The following is an 18180-nucleotide window of genomic DNA, read 5'->3' on the forward strand; positions in this document are numbered from 1 at the left end:
GATTCACAGCGGGCTGGGGGTGTTGGTGTAGACCTTGAGCTGGCCCTTTATGGCCGACAGTGCGGCCTGCGGCGAGCTCGAGAGCTGCTGGACGAGAGCCAGCTGAGCACCGACTGTCACTTCGAACGTGGAGCCGGATCCTCCGTACCAGGCGGGGTCGTCGTAGACCGCGTCTTCAGCCGCCTTCGAGTAGTCGGCCTGGGGTTCGAGGGTCTTGTACGCCGAGCTGTCGAGGGTCGGCAGGTAGGCGGGAACGTGACCACCCATCGCCCAGGTCTGGCTCTGGTCGAGCATCGACTTGATGAACACCATCGCCTGCTTGCGCTGGGCCGGCGTGCGGTCTTTGCGGGGGAGCACGAACGTGTGCGAGTCGGCCTGCGCGGCCGGCTTGTCGAACAGGGTCGGCACGGGAACCATGCCGAACTTCAGGCCCTTGATCGACTGGGCTGTCGTGATCTCCCACTCTCCCTGGAGGAAGAAACCGGACTTGCCCGTGAACATCGCAGTCTGGGCACCGGCGTAGTCGAGGCCCTTGTTGAGCCACCCCTTCTTGACCCAGGAAGCGATCCGCTCCATGACCTTCGCGTAGGCATCGTCATTGACCGTGATCTTGGAGCCGTTGTCGGAGAGGAACGGGGTGGCCCCGGTGATCTGCCAGTACAGCGTCTGAAACACGCGCCACGGCGTAGCGGTCTCGCTAACGTTGGCGACCGTGATCGCCGTGCCACCGGTCACCTTGCTGATGGCCGCGAGAGCCGCCTCGAAGGTGTCGAGCCCGGTGAGGTCTTTCAGCTTGCCGTCGCTGTCGAGGAGGCCCGCCTTCTTCATCACGTCGGCGTTGTAGAACATCACCAGCGGGTGCGTGTCGAGGGGGATCGCGATGTTCTTGCCGTCGGTCTTCTGGGCGTCCCACGACTTCGCGTTGAACGAGTCGGCCGAGAGCCCGACGGAGGCGAGGTCGGCGTCGGTGATGGGCTCGAGGATGTCGCCGTCGTAGAGCGGCTTCGCGCGGGTGAGGTGGGCGACCGCGACGTCCGGCGGCTTGTTGCCGACCGTGGCGAGGGTCAGTTTCGAGTAGTACGGGTTGCCCCAGGCGAAGACCGTGGCCTGCAGCGACTTGGTGCCGCCGTTGGCCTTGCGGTAGCCGGCCTCCATGGTCTGCATGCGGCTGCCGTCACCGCCGCCGAAGAGGTTCCAGAAGATGAGCTGCTCGGGGTTGAGCGGCGAGCCAAAGAGGCCCGCGCCGAGCGGGGTGCTGGAGCAGCCGGCGAGGGCCACCGCTCCGGCCGTTGCGAGACCCGCGGTGAGCAGACTGCGCCGGGTGAACGTGGACGATGGACGGGGTGCCATTTCGACCTCCTTGTCGGTGGGCAACGTGGGTCTGCGGTGCTGCCGTCGGGGGGAGTGTCGACTGCGCCGCGCTGCGCTGGTGACGACTATTACATCGTTGTAACCCTGCGTCAAGTACCCCGTGCGAATCATCGCTCGCGGGCCGCGTGAGACCGGCCCGCGGCGCGTCAGTGCCGCGTGCGAGTCGACGCCCGCGACACGATGTCGTGCGGGATCGCGACGTAACGCGGCGCCAGGGTCCGATCGGACACCCGAGCGGCGAGCAGGCTCAGCGTCTGATCGGCGAAGGCCCGCTTGTCGAAGGTGACGGTGGTCAGCGGCGGCGTCGAGAACCGCGAGTCGGCGATGTCGTCGAAGCCCGCCACCGAGACGTCGCCCGGCACGCTGATCCCGCGGGAGGCCAGCGCCGACAGCGCCCCGAGGGCCATCGAGTCGGTGAAGCAGAAGAAGGCGTCGACGTCGAGCCCGCGGTCGAGCGCGTCGAGCACCATGTGGCGACCCGACTCGGGCGACCACTCGCCCGAGAGCTCGAGCGCAGGATCCGACGGAAGCCCGGCTGCTGCGATCGCCTGCCGGTAGCCTTCGGTTCGCTGTCGATTAGAGGCGCTATTGAACGCCGGCCCCACGGCTCCCACCGCCGCGATGCGGCGGTGCCCCAGGCTCAGCAGGTACGCGGTCATGTCACGCGCGGCGGTGATCGAGTCGACCGACACCTGGTCGACGAGGGTCTGCTCGACCTCGCCGATCACCACCACCGGCGGGAGCGAGTCGGCGCCCACGATCGCGCTGGCCTCGAGTGTGACGGGGTTGAGCACCAGGCCGTCGACGAGGTGCTCCCGGCCCCGCGACAGCAGCTCGCGCTCGCGCTCGGGGCGCCGGCCGGTCTCTTCGAGCTGCACGGCCCAGCCCAACTCGTGGGCTACCTCGACGAACCAGTGCAGCATCTCGGCGGTGTACATGGTGCCGAGGTCGGGGAACGCGAGGGCGATCGCACCGGTGCGCCCGTTGCGGAGGCCGCGGGCGCTGAGGTTCGGCACGTACTGGAGCTCTTTGACGGCGGCCTCGACCCGCTCGCGCGTCTCGGGCCGGACGAACACGACGCCGTTGACCACGTTGGAGACGGTCTTCGGGCTGACCCCGGCCCGGGTCGCCACGTCTCGAACGGTTGCGCGCATTCGGCCAGGCTAGCGGGGCGGCGCGGTCGGGCGCGTTCCGAATTCGAAGGAGAAACCCGGGCTGGCACCCCGCCGATCGGCATGAATCGGTCGCGCCGGCGCCGGATCTCCTTCAAATTCGGCAGCGCGGGGTCAGGCCGACGCCGTCGCGAGCACCTTCTGGATCCGCTGCAACGACACCGACTCGGCCGGTCGCAGGTCTCGCGCGAAGAGCGACAGCCGGAACTCCTCAATCATCCAGCGCGCCCGCACGATCGGCGCCGGTGCAGAGACCGCGGGCGGGAAGGCCCCACCCGCATCGACGTACCGTTGCTGCGCCTGCTGCACCTCGACCATCCAGGCGCGGTCGCGCGCGGGGTTTTCGAGCAGTTTCGTCACGCGGCGCTGGATGCCGACGAGGTAGACCGGCACGCGCTGCAGCTGCGCGATCCCGGTGGCCGACACGAAGCCGGGGTAGAGCAGGCGCGACCGCTGCTCGCGCGCATCGGTGAGCGCCGGCAGGAGCGCCATGTTCGTGGCCTGCTTCAGCGCCTTGTCGGCGTCGCGAGCGGCCGTCAGCGTCCGGGCGACGAGCGAGACGGTCTGGAACATCTGATCCATCATGGCTCCCGACACCCGATCGCGCACGGTCTCGAACTCCTTCTTCGTGAAGACGACGCCGTCGGGCTTCACCCGGTACAGCACGTCGTCGACGACCGCCGTGAGGCAGTCCGCGAAGAGCGCGGCGGTGTTCTGGTACGGGCTGGTCGCGAGGATGAGCTTCTCAGCGCTCGTCAGGTGCTGCTGCACATAGGCGATCGGAGACGGGGTGCCGAGCATGAGCAGACGCCGGACTCCGCGCGGGGTGGCGAGAGCCTGGTCGGCGGCCGTCGCCATGAGCTGGATCGACACCGACGCGCCATCGTCGACGAGCGCCGGGTAGGCGCGGATCGTCGTGTCGCCGTGCTTGGTGTCGACGAAGGCGGGAAGGTCGTCGAAGTCCCACTTCGTGATGCCGTCGCGCTGGATCGTCACCCGAGAGGCGGGAGCGGTCTCGGTCGCCCGGGCCACACTGCGGCGCGTGTCTGCGGCGAGGGAGCGCTGCAGCGCGCCGAGCTCTTTGTCGATCCCGACGACACGCCCCTTCTCGTCGACCACCGCGAACGTCATGCGCAGGTGAGCGGGCACGCGCGACACATCGAAGTCGGTCTCAGCTACGGGGGCGTAGGTGAGCCGCTTGATGACGCCCGCGACGGTCGCTATGAACGACACCTGCGGATCCTGCGGTTCGTCAGGCAGTTCCGCGGTGATCTTCGCAGCCCAGTCGCCTGCAGGAACCACGCTCTTGCGCAGCTGCTTCGGCAGCGACTTGATGAGCGCGGTCACGAGCTCGTCGCGGAACGCCGGCACCTGCCAGTCGAAGCCGACGGGCTTGAGCGATGCCAGCAGGGGCAGAGGCACGAGCACCGTCACGCCATCGTCGTGCGAGCCCGGCTCGAAGCGGTAGCGGAGGGTCAGCGCCTGGTCACCCTGCCGCCACGTGGTTGGGTAGGCCTTTTCGTCGACCTCGGGCTCGTCGTCGCCGAGGAGGTCGTCGGCGCGCATGGTGAGGAGGTCGGGGGTTTCGGCACGGGCCTTGCGCCACCAGCCCTCGAACGATCGCGTCGAGACGACGTCGGCGGGGATACGGCGGTGGTAGAACTCGAACGCGGCGTCGCCGTCGACCAGGATGTCGCGGCGGCGGGTGCGCTCCTCCAGCTCGGTCAGCTCGTCGATGAGGCGGTCGTTGGCGTCTTGGAAGTTCTGGTGCGACTCCCAGTCGCCCTCGACGAGGGCGTGTCGGATGAAGAGCTCGCGGGCATAGACGGGGTCGATGCGGCTGAACTGGACTCGCTGGCGCGGGATGATCGGCACCCCGTAGAGCGTGACCCGCTCGAAGGCGACGACCGCGCCCTGCTTCTTCTCCCAGTGCGGTTCGGAGTGGCTCCGCTTGACCAGGTCGCCCGCGATCGGTGCCGCCCACGCGGGATCGATCGAGCCGGCCACGCGGGCGAACAGGCGTGAGGTCTCGACGAGCTCGGCGGCCATGATCGCGTTCGGCTGCTTCTTTGCGAGAGCCGATCCGGGGAAGATGACGAAGCGCGACTGGCGCGCACCGACGTAGTCCTTCTTCTGCAGGTCTTTCAGGCCGATTTGGCTGAGGAGCCCAGCCAGGAGCGACTTGTGCACGCCGTCGGGGTTGGCGCTCGGCTCGCCGACGTGGAGCCCGAGGTTCTTCGAGGCGCGGACGAGCTGCCGGTAAACGTCTTGCCACTCGCGGATGCGGAGGTAGTTGAGGTATTCGGCCTTGCACAGGCGGCGGAACGCACTCGAGCCGAGGTCTTTCTGTTGCTCCTCGAGGTAGTTCCAGAGGTTGAGCAGGCTGAGAAAATCGCCCGACGGATCGGTGAATCGAGCGTGCTGCTGGTCGGCCTGGGCACGGCGTTCGAGTGGACGCTCGCGCGGATCTTGGATGCTGAGCCCCGCGACGATGGCCATGACCTCGCGGGTGGTGCCGTGCTGCTTCGACTCGAGCACCATGCGCGCGAGACGGGGGTCGATCGGCAGGCGCGTGATCTGGTGGCCGAGCCGGGTGATCCGCGGCTCGTCGGTCGCACCGCGCGACTCGACGGCGCGCAGTTCGCGCAGCAGGTCGACACCGTCTTTGATGCCGCGCGAGTCGGGCGGCTGCAAAAAGGGGAACTTCTCGATCGCGCCGAGGCCGAGCGAGATCATCTGGAGGATGACCGCAGCCAGGTTGGTGCGCAGGATCTCGGGCTCGGTGAACTCCGGCCGCTTCTCGAAGTCCTGCTCGGAGTAGAGGCGGATCGCTATGCCGTCGCTCGTGCGGCCGGAGCGGCCGGAGCGCTGGTTGGCGCTCGCCTGCGAGATCGCCTCGATGGGCAGGCGCTGCACCTTGGCCCGGGTCGAATACCGGCTGATGCGCGCGGTGCCGGCGTCGATGACGTAGCGGATGCCGGGCACGGTGAGGCTCGTCTCGGCGACGTTGGTGGCGAGGACGATGCGCCGACGCGTTCCCGGTGTGCGACTCGTCTCGAAGACGCGGTGCTGGTCGGCCGCGCTCAGCCGGCCGTAGAGGGGAAGCACCTCGGTGGAGGGCAGGTTGCGGCCCCGGATCGACTCCTCGGCGTCGCGGATCTCGTTCTCGCCCGAGAGGAAGACGAGCACGTCGCCGGAGCTCTCGCGGGCCAGCTCGTCGAGGCCGTCGTTGATGCCTTGGAGGTAGTCGCGGTCGTCGGCTCGGGCCGGTCGGTCGCCCCGGGAGTCGAGATCATCGGGGTCGGTGCTGGATCCTTCGGTTTCTCCGTCAGCACTGACCTCATCGGCGACCAACGGCCGGTAGCGCACCTCGACCGGATAGGTGCGGCCGGAGACCTCGATGATGGGGGCGCCGTCGAAGTGCTTCGAGAACGACTCCGGGTCGATCGTCGCGCTCGTGATGATCAGCTTGAGATCGGGGCGGCGGGGCAGGAGCTGCTTGAGATAGCCGATCAGGAAGTCGATCGTGAGGCTGCGCTCGTGCGCCTCGTCGATGATGATCGTGTCGTACTTGGTGAGGTCGCGGTCGAAGTGGATCTCGTTGAGAAGGATCCCGTCGGTCATCAGCTTGATGCGGGTCGCGTCACTGACATGGTCGGTGAACCGGACCTGGTAGCCGACGAGGTCGCCCATCTCACTGCCGAGCTCGTCGGCGATGCGCTCCGCGACCGTGCGGGCGGCGATACGGCGCGGCTGAGTGTGGCCGATCATCTCGCGACCGAGGTCGAGGCAGATCTTGGGCAGCTGCGTGGTCTTGCCCGAGCCTGTCGCACCCGCCACGATGACGACCTGGTTGTCGCGAATGGCAGCCGCGATGTCGTCGCGACGCTGCGAGATCGGCAGCTCCGGGGGGAAGGTGATGGCAGGAATCATGAGCCCTCCAGCTTACCGCGCGGGTCGGTGAGGAGTTATCCACAGGGTGGTGGTCGGGGCCAGCGGGGGAGTCGCTCGGGTTGCCATCCTCGTCGCATGACTTCTTCGTATGACTCCAGCTCAGAGGGCGTTCAAGCCCTCATCGTCTTCACCGATCCCGTCTGCGTCTACTGTCTCGACCTCGTGCACGAGGGCCTCACCTCCGAGGCCGAGATAGCCGCTCGTGCCGCCGAGCGCATCGGCGTCACGGTCGAGCACGCCGCCGCGGTGCTCGACGGGTTGATCGGCGTCGGGTACATCGGGCGGGCTGGTCTCACCGAGATCGCCGATCTCGGGCTCGACGACTTCGCCGCGCATTTCGAGAAGGCGATGGATCAGCTGGAATGGCTGCGATCGAAAGGGGAGGGGCGCCAGGTCGACGACATCCTCGTGGCGTTGGACGCCGCCTGGAACACCCGCAGCGCCGATCCGGCGAAACGGCTCAGCGCGGCGCAGTTTCGCGCGTCGGCGGCGGGTCGCCGGCACGCCGCGAGGCTCGAGGCCCGGAGTCTCGGGCACGTCTCGGCCGTCGGAGCAGCCGAGGGGGCGCGCGCGTGATGATGTCGCCCGACCGGCGGGCCCTGATCCTCCTACTCAGCCCCGCCGTCTTGCACCTGCTCGACCTGCTCCTCACCGGCGTGACGAGCGAGAAAGACCTGACGCAGCGGACGGCCGGCCGGCTCGGCATCCCGACCTCGCACGCACGGGAGGTGCTCGAGAATCTCGTGCGCAACGACTTCGTCACGCGCGAACGCTCGGGCGGCTACCGAGGTCTCGACGAGGCTCGCTTCCGAGACGAACTTGCCGCCGCTCGTCGCCATCTGGTCGGGCTGCGCCTGGCTGGCGACCATGCCCAGGCCGACCTGCTGGAGCGCGCTCTCGACAGCGCATGGGACGCCCGGAGTGCCGACGCGGCTCGCAAGAAGAGCGCGAGGCGGTTCATCCGGTCGGAAGACGGCCGTCGTCTAGACGACCTGATGCAGAGTCAGACGCTGGGGGAGCCCTTCGCGCTCCTGCGGTTGCAGAAGAGGGCGGGGTAGGCCGGGGGTCGCCGATACGCGATATTTATGCCATGCTGGCGCGCATGGAGGCAGTGGAGCTGAAAGCGGAACCGGTCGTGGCCCTCGTCGGTGGCGGGACGGTGTTCCTGGCAGGCGTCGCGTCGGTGGGGGCAGGTCGAGTCTCAGGTGCCTTCCTTCTCGGGGCGCTGGCCTGGTCGGTGGGGCTTGCGGTGCTCGCCCTGGGGCTCCCCGGGAGGGAGGGCGTCTTCGGCGCGGGCAGGGCGGTGCGGCTGCTACTGGTGGGAGCGGCTTCGCTCTCGCTCGCGACAGCCATCGCGTCGAGTTTCGGCAGCGTGCCCTCCGAAAGGTTCGAGTCGCCGGCCGTTCAGGCGTTTTCATGGGCATTCGTGGTGGTCGAGCTCGCGGCCCTGGTTCTCCTCGTCGCTGGCGCGATCCAGGTTGGTCGAGCTCCCGACGCGTCTGCCCGCGCTCGGAACGGCCTGGTCGCGCTCGCTCTCGTGGCGGTCGTCTCCTCCGTGCTTCCGTACGTCGTCCTCGCCGCTCTCGCCCCGAGAGACGTGCAGATCGCGGCCGACGGTCTGTTCTGGGTCTCGCGGCTCTTCGCGCTCCTGACCTGTGCAGTGGGCGTCTGGTTCGCCTGGCCGTGGCTTCAACCTCGGGTCGACGCCGGTGTCGCTGCTGTGGCGCGGGCCTACCGCCGCTACGTCGACTCGACCCCCTAGGCGCATCGCCGGTGTGCCGACTCGATCCCGCAGGCGGTCTGTGTCTGTGTCTGTGTCTGTGTTGCCGTCGGGAGGGGGACTTTCTCTTTTCCTGATTGATTCCAAAGTCAATTGAAGAGTCAAGTGATCGGACCGCTTCTACCGGCCTCACTAGCGCGGTCTTCCGGGACGAAAAGCGTCGTTCCAGAAGAATTGCATCGTTCTGCTCGCTTGACTTTGGAGTCAAGTGAGCGGTCGCGCCGCACGCGAGTCTTGGGCAGCAGAGTCGTGGGCAGCAGGCTGGCTGTGAAGTCAGTCCAGGTGACCCGGACGACTTTTCCGCCGATCCCCGAGGTCATTTGATTTCAGAGTCAATGAGGAAAAAAGAAAGGGTCGACCCGGGCGGCTGAGACATTCGCTGCCGCGAGAGCGCGAGCGTCAGCGGAGCCATCGACTAGCGGGCCGACCCAACACACGTTCGTCATCTATCACGAAGAAGGGTAAGACCGCGTATGCCGGCGCTTAAGATGCGACCGATCGAAGCCCTCGCGAACCCCGTGCGGCGCTACCTCGTCGAGCTCCTCTGCGTCGGCGAACAGACATCGGGTGACCTGGCGCAGATGTGCTTCGATCGATTCCACATCAGCTGGGGCGCGGTCTCGCGGCACCTCAAGACCCTCACGGCATCAGGCCTGACGAAGACCATCCGCCACGGTCCGGTCCGGTTTTACCTGCTCGAAGACGACTGGCTCGAACTGCTCGACGCGGACGTCGACGACCTGCGAACCCACTGGAACGCCGGAGCCGACACTCGTCGACTCGGCTGGGCCGAAGTGCTGCGCGACGAGATCCTGCCGCGGAGTGTGTCTTCTCCGAAGTCGAGTCTTCGTGGATCCTCGACGTTCACCACCGCCGAACTCGGCCGCGGTCGATCGGAATGGAGCGACTGGCAGGAGGCGATCTGGGATTTCGAATGAGGCGCTCGCGACGATCAGGAGCGATCCGTATGCTGTGATCACCGCTCGAACCCGAGTCGTCAACGAAGACGAAATTGGAGCTCCAATGAGTAGTTCCCGCACCTCCCCCTCTCGTGCCACCGCGTCGGTCGCTTCCATCCTCAAAGAGTCGGCCGACCGACACGCCGATGCGGTCGCCGTCGTCGTCGGTCCGACCGAGACAACCTACTCCGAGCTGTGGGCCGAGACCCGCGCCTACGCCGGCGCTCTCCGTGCCAAGGGCGTTACCGAGGGCAGCCGCGTCGCCATGCTCGTGCCGAACGTGACCGACTTCCCCCGCGTCTACTACGCGATTCTCTCGCTCGGGGCAGTGGCCGTTCCGATCCACGCTCTGCTCAAGCAGCATGAGATCGAGTACGTCCTCCACGACAGCGGATCGGCCATGCTGGTCTGCGCCGCACCACTCCTCGGCGAAGGGGCGCCCGGCGCCGGTCTGGCCGGCGTCGACGTGGTCACCGTGCTGGCACCGCCCGATCTCGTCACCGGCTTCGATCGCCTCGAGGCGCTCGCCGAGGCGGCCGAGCCGATCGACACCTATGTGCCCCGCGACCCGTTCGACACCGCGACGATCCTCTACACGAGCGGCACCACGGGTCAGCCGAAGGGCGCCGAGGGGTCGCACTTCAGCCTCCTCGAGCAGACCAACGCCCTGCTTCTCTCCACGTTCAAGATCGAGGCCGGCGATCGTCTTCTCGGTGCGCTTCCGCTGTTCCACACGTTCGGCCAGACCTGCACCATGAACGTCGCCTTCCGGGCGGGCGCCACCATGGTGATGGTGCCAAAGTTCGACGGCGACACGGCCCTCCGAGTGATGGTCGAGCAGCACTGCGACATCTTCATGGGCGTCCCCACGATGTACATGGCTCTGCTCGACGCAGCGACCCGCACCGAGTCGCGGCCGAGTCTCAAATACGCGATCTCCGGGGGTGCCGCGCTTCCCGTCGCGATCATCGACCGGTTCCGCGAGATCTTCGGGGCGGAAATCCACGAGGGCTACGGCCTCACCGAGACGTCGCCCGTCGCGACCTTCAACCACGTCGGCCGCACGCCGCGTCCCGGAACGATCGGCACGGCCATCTGGGGAGTCGACGTCGAGGTCGCCGACCCCAGCGTTTCCGACCGCATCGTGCTCATGCCGAACGGCTCGATCGGCGAGATCGTCGTGCGCGGCCACAACATCATGAACGGCTACCTCAACCGCCCCGACGACACCGAGAAGGCGATCGTCGACGGCTGGTTCCGCACGGGCGACCTCGCCACCAAAGACGACGACGGCTACTTCACCATCGTCGACCGAACGAAAGACATGATCATCCGCAACGGCTACAACGTGTATCCCCGGCAGGTAGAAGAAGTCCTCGCCAGCCACCCCGACGTGCGCATGGCCGCCGTGTTCGGTGTGCCCCACGAGACCCATGGACAAGAGATCGAGGCGGCAGTCGTCCTGGCGCCCGAGAGCACGACGACCCCGGACGATCTCATCGCCTTCGTCGCCGAAGAGATCGCGGCCTACAAGTACCCCCGCGTCGTGCACGTGCTCGACGCCCTGCCCCTTGGTCCGAGCGGCAAGGTGCTCAAGCGCGAGCTCGTCCAGCGATTCGCCCCGGCTCACGCGTGAGAGACGTCGAGGTCCGCGTCCACCGAAGCGACGAGGGGTTCCCCAAAGAACAGGAGCTCGCCTGGCAGCTCGCCGAGCTGGCCGTCGACCCGGTGCCCGTCGCCGACGATGTCACCGAGATGATCATCAACCGCGTGATCGACAACGCGGCGGTGGCGACCGCATCGCTGCGTCGCGCGTCGGTGGCAGCGGCGCGCGCCCAGGCCGAGGCACATCCGATCAGCCCCGCGACAGACCCCAAGCGCCGGGGAGCAACCGTATTCGGCACCGACCCGACCCTCCGCTTCGCCCCGGAATGGGCCGCCTGGGCCAACGGCGTCGCCGTCCGCGAGCTCGACTTCCACGACACCTTCCTCAGCGCCGAATATTCGCACCCGGGCGACAACATCCCGCCGCTGCTGGCTGTCGCGCAGCACGCGGGCCGTTCAGGATCCGACGTGGTGCGTGGCATCGCGACCGCGTACGAGATCCAGGTCGACCTCGCTCGGGCGATCAGCCTGCACCGCCACACGATCGACCACGTCGCGCACCTCGGCCCGAGCGCTGCAGCGGGCCTCGGCACGCTCCTCGGCCTCGACGCCGAGACGATCTACCAGGCGATCGGCCAGGCCCTCCATACGACCACCGCGACGCGGCAGTCGCGCAAGGGCCTCATCTCCACCTGGAAGGCCTATGCGCCGGCCTTCGCCGGCAAGCAGTCGATCGAGGCGATCGACCGCGCTATGCGCGGCCAAACGAGCCCGTCACCGATCTACGAGGGCGAAGACGGCGTGATCGCGACCCTTCTCGACGGCGTCGAGGCGGGATACTCGGTACCGCTGCCGGCTGGGGGCGAGCAGAAGCGCGCCATCCTCGACACCTTCACGAAAGAGCACTCGGCCGAGTATCAGGCGCAGGCCTGGATCGACCTTGCCCGCCGACTCGGCCGCGAGCACCCGGAGCTCCGCGATTCAGCGCGCGTGGCGAGCATCGTGCTTCACACGAGCCACCACACCCACCGCGTCATCGGTTCCGGTGCGAACGACCCGCAGAAGTACGACCCCACCGCTAGCCGCGAGACGCTCGACCACTCCATTCCCTACATCGTCGCCGTGGCGCTGCAAGACGGCGAGTGGCACCACGAGCGCTCCTACGCCCCGGAGCGGGCCGCCCGCGCCGACACGGTCGCTCTCTGGCGGTCCATCACGACGGTCGAAGACGCCGAGTGGACTCGCCGCTACCACTCGCTCGACCCGGCCGAGCAGGCGTTCGGCGGACGCATCGAGGTCACGTTCACCGACGGAGGCACGCTGGTGGAGGAGATCGCGGTGGCCGATGCGCATCCCCTGGGAGCACGGCCGTTCCAGCGAGCGGACTACGTGGCGAAGTTCCGGACCCTGGCCAGTGGGATCCTCGATTCGTCGTCGATCGACGCCTTCATCGACCTCGCCGAGCGTCTTCCCGAGCTGACCGCCGACGAGCTCGGCGGGCTGACCGTGATGCCCGATTCTGCCTATTTTGAGGGGCTCACCGTGCGCGAGGGGTTGCTGTAGTGCTGTACTCCTCGGTCTCGGCTGCCGACAAACGCGTCGCCCTGCGGCGGGCACTCGACGGCCCGGGTCTGGTGCGGCTGCCGGGTGCCTTCAACCCGCTGAGCGCTCGGCTGATCGAACGCAAGGGCTTCGAGGGCGTCTACATCTCGGGTGCCGTGATCAGTGCCGACCTCGGCCTGCCCGACATCGGCCTGACGACCCTGACCGAGGTCGCCACCCGGGCCGGGCAGATCGCCCGCATGACCGACCTGCCGTCGATCGTCGACGCCGACACCGGCTTCGGCGAGCCGATGAACGTCGCGCGAACCCTGCAGACGCTCGAAGACGCCGGGCTGGCGGGCCTGCACATCGAAGACCAGGTGAATCCGAAGCGCTGCGGTCACCTCGACGGCAAGAGCGTCGTTGACGGCGAGACGGCGGTCAAGCGGATCCGCGCCGCGGTCGACGGTCGTCGCGACCCGAACTTCCTGGTGATGGCGCGAACCGACGTGCGCGCCGTCGAGGGTCTCGCGGCCGCCGTCGATCGGGCGAAGGCCCTCGTCGACGCCGGCGCCGACGCGGTGTTCCCCGAAGCGCTCGAGGGCCTCCGCGAGTTCGAGGCGATGGCCGATGCCCTTGACGTGCCGATTCTCGCCAACATGACCGAGTTCGGCAAGGGCGAGCTGCACACGGCCGACGAGCTCGCGAGCGCGGGGGTGAAGATCGTGATCTACCCGGTCACGCTGTTGCGCCTGGCCATGGGCGAGGCCGAGCGCGGTCTCGACGAGATCGCCGCCGCCGGCACGCAGGCGGCGCTCCTCGACCGGATGCAGCACCGCCGAGACCTGTACGACCTGATCGACTACGAGGGCTACTCGCAGTTCGACGACTCGATCTACACGTTCGACCTCACGAAGGAGTGACCGATGACGACATCCGCAGCGACCGACACCGCACCTGAAATCCACAAGGGCCTGAACGGTGTCGTCGTCGACGAGACCCGCGTCTCCAAAGTCGACGCCGCCTCGAATTCCCTCCTCTATCGCGGGTATCCGGTGCAGCAGCTCGCCGGCGCCGTCCCGTTCGAAGACGTCGTGTGGCTGCTCTGGCGCGGTGAGCTTCCGACCGCTTCCGAGAAGGAGGCGTTCCGCTCTGCCGAGCGCGGTGCCCGGGCGCTCGACCCGACCCTCCGCTCGCTGATCGATTCGCTGCCGAAGTCCACGCACCCGATGGATGTCTTGCGGACGGCCGTGAGTGCACTCGGCACCCTGGATCCTGAACCGGCGAAGCCGTCGCCCGACGAGACCTACGAGAGGGCTCTGCGGGTCTTCGCCCAGATCCCCGCCCTGATCGCATACGACCAGCGTCGACGACGAGGGCAGGATCCAGTCGACTCCCGCGACGACCTCGGGTATTCGGCGAACTTCCTCTGGCTCGTCTTCGGCGAAGAGCCCGATCCGCGCGACGTCGAGGCGTTCGACGTGTCGATGACCCTGTACGCCGAGCACTCCTTCAACGCGTCGACATTCACGGCTCGCGTGATCGCCTCGACTCTCTCCGATCTGCACTCGGCCCTCGTCGGCGCGATCGGCGCGCTTCGGGGCCCGCTCCACGGCGGTGCGAACGAGGCGGCACTGGCTCTGCTGGAAGAGATCCACGACCCCGACCGGGTCGACGCCTGGCTCGATGCGGCCCTCGCCGAGAAGCGCACCCTGATGGGCTTCGGGCATCGCGTCTACAAGAACGGCGACAGTCGCGTGCCGACGATGGAGGTCGCTCTCGGGCGGCTGCTCGACGAGCGGCCCGGGCAGGAGAACGAGCGGTTGCGCGATCTCTACGACGCGCTTCAGCAGGGCGTGCTCGAGCGGAAGGGCCTCAAGCCGAACGTCGACTACCCGTCGGGCGTTGCCTACCACCTGCTCGGATTCGACGCCGAGGTGTTCACGCCGCTGTTCGTCGCGGCGCGGGTCGCCGGCTGGACGGCGCACGTCGTCGAGCAGCGCGGTGCGAACGCTCTCATCCGGCCGCTGAGCGAGTACGTGGGGAAGGGGTATCGCGACGTTCCTGTGCCGTAGCGTGATCCTCATCGGGCTGACCGCCGCCTGCGCCGCAATCTCTCTCATCCTGCGTCGCCGGGATCGGCGCATGGACCGGAACGGGGTGCTGCTGGTCGGTGCCGTCTTCTTCGGCGTCCTCGGGGTTGTCGACCTCGCAGCGCACCGGTTCCCGTGGTCGAGATCGTGCTGGCGGGCGGAATTCTGGTGTCGCGTCAATACATGATTGCTGGTGCGCTCAGTCGAGCGCGGGTATGACGTGCACAGGATATGTCGCGGGTGGAGTATGTCGAATCCCCGGAGTGTGCGTGCCGTCCCTTGCCGACGCCCGGCGGACAAGCCCACCTGCCGCGGCGCATTTTTTGTCCGCCTTGCGTTTTAGTTGGAACCAGTTGCACGGGCGGTAGTCAGCGGTCAGGCAGTGCGCGGCGACACACCTCGCGGTACTGGTCCCCGAAACGACTGAGGGCGCTGTCGATGTGGTAATCGAGTTTTCCCTTGAGAGAGCGAATGACCTCTGCTGTCACCGTTTTCTCAACAACGGCGCTTGCGCCGGGGACTGCCCGATCGAGATCTTGGCGTAGCACGTCGTAGTCGCTCAGGCGCTTTGTGCGTGCTGCGGCAGCAGACGCCAACATGCTCATACAGGTATCTCGATCACCGTCGAACGCAGAGTACGAGACGTTCGTCGCGGCTGACCTGCTGGGTTTGCTTGCGCCCGGCATCGATGCAGCCTGTGTCAGGGCATCGAGCGGCCCCATGACGATCGAGTTCTTGCCCCGAACGAACCAGCGGTCATCTCCGATCGTCGGCTCCCACTCCTGGAGCACGTGGGGAATCGTTTCGGCATGGGCATAGACGCGGACGAATACCCCGCGCTTGTCACTTCGGATGCAATCCGTGCCCCGTGCCGGGTCGAAGAACGAAGCGTCGGACTTGAAAGGCAACCGCTCTTCGCAGACGAGGTCCTGTGAAAGAGCTTTATTCTCGCGGTCAAGCGAGGCACTGTCGAGGGGTTTGGAACGGCCCGTTCCCTCTTCGGTCGTCTGCGATGTGCTGGGGGCCAGGATTGCGAGCGACACAGAGGTCGCGAGCATTGCGAGAACGAGTGCGGCAAGAGCGTTTTGGTGGGGTGTGCGCACGACTCTATCGCCAGTTAAGTCCAGTCAAAAATGCCGAAGAATAGCCCCTGATCTTTTTGTTCGCTGCAACCTGACCCCAGAGAATGGTCGTTCTTCCGGCCGTCGCATTCACGCCCGCCAGTTGCCAGACAGGCTTCCGGAGGGCATTGAAACCGAGCCCCTGAACGGTGGCTTTGCCCTTTCCGCTTGTCACCTCCCAGACGTAAGTGACAGTGGCGTGGTTGGACGTTCCGATGAGATAACAGCCGGGAACCGAGTTAACCCATCCGCCGGGATTTGCCGAGAAGTTGCGCCACGTGTCACAGGAGTTGGCTCGCTGGTCCCGCTCACCAGCTGGAAGATCTCCGTTCTCATCGGAAAACGACGTGGGCTCGCCCTTCCGTGGCTCGTTGGCGATGAGAACGCCCGAGTGCTCTAGCTGAGCGAGGGATGCCCGCGGTGGGACGGCCTGAGCAGGCGATACGACGCTCAAGGCCAACGTTGAAGCGAGGGCTGCGGCGAGAATTGCAGAATTTGCGATGTTCATAGTTGCTCCTTTGTGCGCTTTCAAGCTTACGGTTCAAGATATTTAAGTCAAGAATGTCATGTTCCCCGGGATTTTCAGAGGCCCGGCGTAGGTTCACAACATGCCCAACGAGCTCCGCGATGCCATCAGCCCGTACCTCCGCAGCCACGCCGACAACCCCGTCGCCTGGCACGCGTGGGGTGCCGCCCCGTTCGAGGAGGCCGCCCGCCGCGGACTCCCCGTGATGGTGTCGATCGGCTACTCGACCTGCCACTGGTGCCACGTCATGGCCCGCGAGAGCTTCTCCGACCCCGAGTTGGCCGCGCACCTCAATGAGCGCTTCGTCGCCATCAAGGTCGACCGTGAGGAGCACCCCGACGTCGACGCGAGCTACCTCGCCGCCGCCGGCGCCTTCACCGGCAACCTCGGCTGGCCGCTGACCGTGTTCGTCACGCCCGAGGGCCGCGCGTTCTTCGCGGGCACCTACTATCCACCGGTTCCGGTGCAGGGCACTCCCTCGTTCCGCCAAGTGCTCGATGCCGTGTCCGAGGCCTGGACCGACCGCCGCGACGAGGTGGAGCAGAACGCCGGTGAGATCGCCGCCGCGCTCGCCGCAGCGTCGACGACCACAGGCGTAGGTACCGCCGCAGGCGACACCGCAGGATCCGACGTCACGGCAGACGAGATCCAGGCGCTCGTGGCTCGGCTCGCGTCGTTCGAAGACGATGAGTTCGGCGGCTTCGGCCGCGCCCCGAAGTTCCCGATCGCGCCCGTCCAGCGTCTGCTCGTCGACGTGGCGACGAGTTCGTCGCCGGCCGCACCGGCTGCGCGAGCGCTAGTGGGACGCACCCTCGACGCGATGGCCTCGTCGCCTCTCCGCGACCCGGTGGAGGGTGGCTTCTTCCGCTACTCCGTTCGGCGCGACTGGCACGAGCCGCACTACGAGCGCATGCTCTACGACAACGCCGTGTTGCTCGACGCCTACTCCCGTGTCGGATCGTTCGACGTGGCCGCGGGCATCGTCGACTTCCTGCTGACGACGCTGCAGCGGCCGGGCGGTGGTTTCGGGTCGGCCCAAGACAGCGAGAGCGACCTCGGCGAGGGCGGCTACTACTCGCTGGACGCCGAGGGGCGGGCCGCGGCGACACCGCCGAAGGTCGACGAGAAGGTGCTGACGGGGTGGAACGGCCTCGCAATCGGCGCGCTGGCAGAGGCCGGGGCGCGGCAGGGGCGAGCCGACTGGATCGCGGCGGCGAGAGCGGCGGCGGGTCGGATCCTCGGGTCCTCCGTGTCGTCAGACGGCGTCCTGCTGCGGGCCACGTCGGAGCGGGGTGTCTCCGAGGCCGTCGCGACCCTGGAAGACTTCGGCATGCTCGCCGAAGGGCTGCTCCGGCTCGCAACAGCGACGGGCGAGGTGTCGTACGCCACGGCTGCGCGCGACCTCGTCGAGCAGTGCCTCCCTGAATCCGGCGATGCACGCGTGTTCGCGGCTCCCGGCGGCGGAGACCCGGTGCTCGCCGCGCAGGGGCTCCAGCTCGCGAGCGACCCGTCGGAGGGCGCCTACCCGTCGGGCCTGTCGGCCATGGCCTCGGCGGCCCTGACCCTGTCACAGCTCACGGCCGACGCTCGCTACCGGGACGCCGCCGCGCGCGCCGTCCGCTCGGTGCACGACCTGGCACTCGACAACCCGACCGCTTTCGGGGCGATCCTGTCGGTCGGTGTCGCGCTGTCGGATCCTGCGGTTCAGGTGGTCGTCGTGACCGACGGGAGCGAAGGATCCGACGGCTCGCTCGCCGACTCCGCCCGCGCCGTGCGACAGCCCGGCGCCGTCGTGGCCGTCGTGACGGAGGCTCAGGCGGCAGAGTGGTCGGCCTCCGGATTCGAGCTCTTCGAGGGGCGGGTGCTCGGCGCCGGTGATGGAATTACTGCGACGGCCTACGTCTGCCGCGACTTCGTGTGCCGGCTGCCGGTCGGCTCGGTGCCCGAGTTCGAGGAGCAGCTCGCCGCCGTTGCCCGAATTTGAAGGAGAAACTCGTGCTGGAGGCCCCGGATCGGCATGTTTCCCGTCGCCGCGGCGCGTTTTTCCTTCAAATTTG

General features: G+C 67.5%; 14 protein-coding genes. 9 read left to right on the top strand and 5 right to left on the bottom strand.

The window, feature by feature from the left end; translation table 11 throughout:
* Positions 1 to 3: 3 nt before the first annotated feature.
* The 3 genes from ITJ49_RS01065 to hrpA form a co-directional block, all read right to left on the bottom strand.
* Positions 4 to 1350, bottom strand: a complete 1347-nt coding sequence (locus tag ITJ49_RS01065; RefSeq protein WP_194600418.1) for an extracellular solute-binding protein — start codon at positions 1348 to 1350, stop codon at positions 4 to 6.
* Positions 1351 to 1517: 167 nt separating this feature from the next.
* Positions 1518 to 2525 (bottom strand): LacI family DNA-binding transcriptional regulator, encoded by a 1008-nt coding sequence (locus tag ITJ49_RS01070; protein WP_194600420.1) that lies wholly within the window; start codon positions 2523 to 2525, stop codon positions 1518 to 1520.
* A 132-nt stretch (positions 2526 to 2657) separates the two neighbouring features.
* Positions 2658 to 6476, bottom strand: coding sequence for an ATP-dependent RNA helicase HrpA (gene hrpA / locus ITJ49_RS01075; RefSeq protein WP_194600422.1), 3819 nt, complete (start codon positions 6474 to 6476; stop codon positions 2658 to 2660).
* 96 nt (positions 6477 to 6572) lie between these two features.
* On the opposite strand from hrpA, the gene ITJ49_RS01080 reads away from it, so the two are divergent.
* The 8 genes from ITJ49_RS01080 to ITJ49_RS01115 all read left to right on the top strand — a co-directional run bounded on the left by ITJ49_RS01080 (position 6573) and on the right by ITJ49_RS01115 (position 14458).
* Positions 6573 to 7073 (top strand): hypothetical protein, encoded by a 501-nt coding sequence (locus ITJ49_RS01080; RefSeq protein WP_194600424.1) that lies wholly within the window; start codon positions 6573 to 6575, stop codon positions 7071 to 7073.
* Entirely contained in the window at positions 7070 to 7555 is a 486-nt protein-coding gene (locus tag ITJ49_RS01085) for a hypothetical protein (protein WP_194600426.1), read from the top strand. The genes ITJ49_RS01080 and ITJ49_RS01085 overlap by 4 nt, the downstream gene beginning before the upstream one ends.
* A gap of 32 nt (positions 7556 to 7587) precedes the next feature.
* Positions 7588 to 8259: a hypothetical protein gene (locus ITJ49_RS01090; RefSeq protein ID WP_194600428.1), complete on the top strand. Its 672-nt coding sequence runs from the start codon at positions 7588 to 7590 to the stop codon at positions 8257 to 8259.
* Between the two features lie 506 nt (positions 8260 to 8765).
* Positions 8766 to 9215 carry a helix-turn-helix transcriptional regulator gene (locus ITJ49_RS01095; RefSeq protein WP_194600430.1) on the top strand — a complete coding sequence of 150 codons (450 nt, stop codon included), beginning with the start codon at positions 8766 to 8768 and terminating at the stop codon, positions 9213 to 9215.
* A gap of 85 nt (positions 9216 to 9300) precedes the next feature.
* A complete protein-coding gene (locus ITJ49_RS01100; protein WP_194600432.1) occupies positions 9301 to 10872 on the top strand; it encodes a long-chain fatty acid--CoA ligase in 1572 nt (523 codons plus the stop codon).
* Entirely contained in the window at positions 10869 to 12404 is a 1536-nt protein-coding gene (locus ITJ49_RS01105) for an MmgE/PrpD family protein (protein ID WP_194600434.1), read from the top strand. The genes ITJ49_RS01100 and ITJ49_RS01105 overlap by 4 nt, the downstream gene beginning before the upstream one ends.
* Positions 12404 to 13306 carry a methylisocitrate lyase gene (prpB, locus tag ITJ49_RS01110; RefSeq protein ID WP_194600437.1) on the top strand — a complete coding sequence of 301 codons (903 nt, stop codon included), beginning with the start codon at positions 12404 to 12406 and terminating at the stop codon, positions 13304 to 13306. Before ITJ49_RS01105 ends, prpB begins: the two co-directional genes overlap by 1 nt.
* Before the next feature lie 3 nt (positions 13307 to 13309).
* The gene (locus tag ITJ49_RS01115; protein WP_194600439.1) at positions 13310 to 14458 is read left to right on the top strand and encodes a bifunctional 2-methylcitrate synthase/citrate synthase; all 1149 of its coding nucleotides are present in this window, start codon (positions 13310 to 13312) and stop codon (positions 14456 to 14458) included.
* A gap of 386 nt (positions 14459 to 14844) precedes the next feature.
* On the opposite strand, the gene ITJ49_RS01120 is transcribed toward ITJ49_RS01115, so the two are convergent.
* Together ITJ49_RS01120 and ITJ49_RS01125 are read right to left on the bottom strand one after the other, a co-directional pair.
* A complete protein-coding gene (locus tag ITJ49_RS01120; protein WP_194600441.1) occupies positions 14845 to 15579 on the bottom strand; it encodes a hypothetical protein in 735 nt (244 codons plus the stop codon).
* A gap of 4 nt (positions 15580 to 15583) precedes the next feature.
* Complete coding sequence (locus tag ITJ49_RS01125) at positions 15584 to 16105, bottom strand: hypothetical protein (protein ID WP_194600443.1); 522 nt, start codon at positions 16103 to 16105, stop codon at positions 15584 to 15586.
* Between the two features lie 100 nt (positions 16106 to 16205).
* Here ITJ49_RS01125 and ITJ49_RS01130 point away from each other — a divergent pair, with 100 nt between their 5' ends.
* Positions 16206 to 18107 carry a thioredoxin domain-containing protein gene (locus ITJ49_RS01130; RefSeq protein ID WP_194600445.1) on the top strand — a complete coding sequence of 634 codons (1902 nt, stop codon included), beginning with the start codon at positions 16206 to 16208 and terminating at the stop codon, positions 18105 to 18107.
* Positions 18108 to 18180 lie beyond the last annotated feature (73 nt).

The sequence above is a fragment of the Frondihabitans sp. VKM Ac-2883 genome (assembly GCF_015350875.1).
GTDB lineage: Bacteria > Actinomycetota > Actinomycetes > Actinomycetales > Microbacteriaceae > Frondihabitans.

Excerpts from the sequence above, each read along its gene's own strand:
- ITJ49_RS01115 (WP_194600439.1), top strand. The coding sequence starts at position 13,310 with ATGACGACATCCGCAGCGACCGACACCGCACCTGAAATCCACAAGGGC.
- hrpA (WP_194600422.1), bottom strand. The coding sequence starts at position 6,476 with ATGATTCCTGCCATCACCTTCCCCCCGGAGCTGCCGATCTCGCAGCGT.
- ITJ49_RS01070 (WP_194600420.1), bottom strand. The coding sequence starts at position 2,525 with ATGCGCGCAACCGTTCGAGACGTGGCGACCCGGGCCGGGGTCAGCCCG.
- ITJ49_RS01080 (WP_194600424.1), top strand. The coding sequence starts at position 6,573 with ATGACTTCTTCGTATGACTCCAGCTCAGAGGGCGTTCAAGCCCTCATC.
- ITJ49_RS01125 (WP_194600443.1), bottom strand. The coding sequence starts at position 16,105 with ATGAACATCGCAAATTCTGCAATTCTCGCCGCAGCCCTCGCTTCAACG.
- ITJ49_RS01090 (WP_194600428.1), top strand. The coding sequence starts at position 7,588 with ATGCTGGCGCGCATGGAGGCAGTGGAGCTGAAAGCGGAACCGGTCGTG.
- ITJ49_RS01100 (WP_194600432.1), top strand. The coding sequence starts at position 9,301 with ATGAGTAGTTCCCGCACCTCCCCCTCTCGTGCCACCGCGTCGGTCGCT.
- ITJ49_RS01065 (WP_194600418.1), bottom strand. The coding sequence starts at position 1,350 with ATGGCACCCCGTCCATCGTCCACGTTCACCCGGCGCAGTCTGCTCACC.
- ITJ49_RS01130 (WP_194600445.1), top strand. The coding sequence starts at position 16,206 with ATGCCCAACGAGCTCCGCGATGCCATCAGCCCGTACCTCCGCAGCCAC.
- ITJ49_RS01095 (WP_194600430.1), top strand. The coding sequence starts at position 8,766 with ATGCGACCGATCGAAGCCCTCGCGAACCCCGTGCGGCGCTACCTCGTC.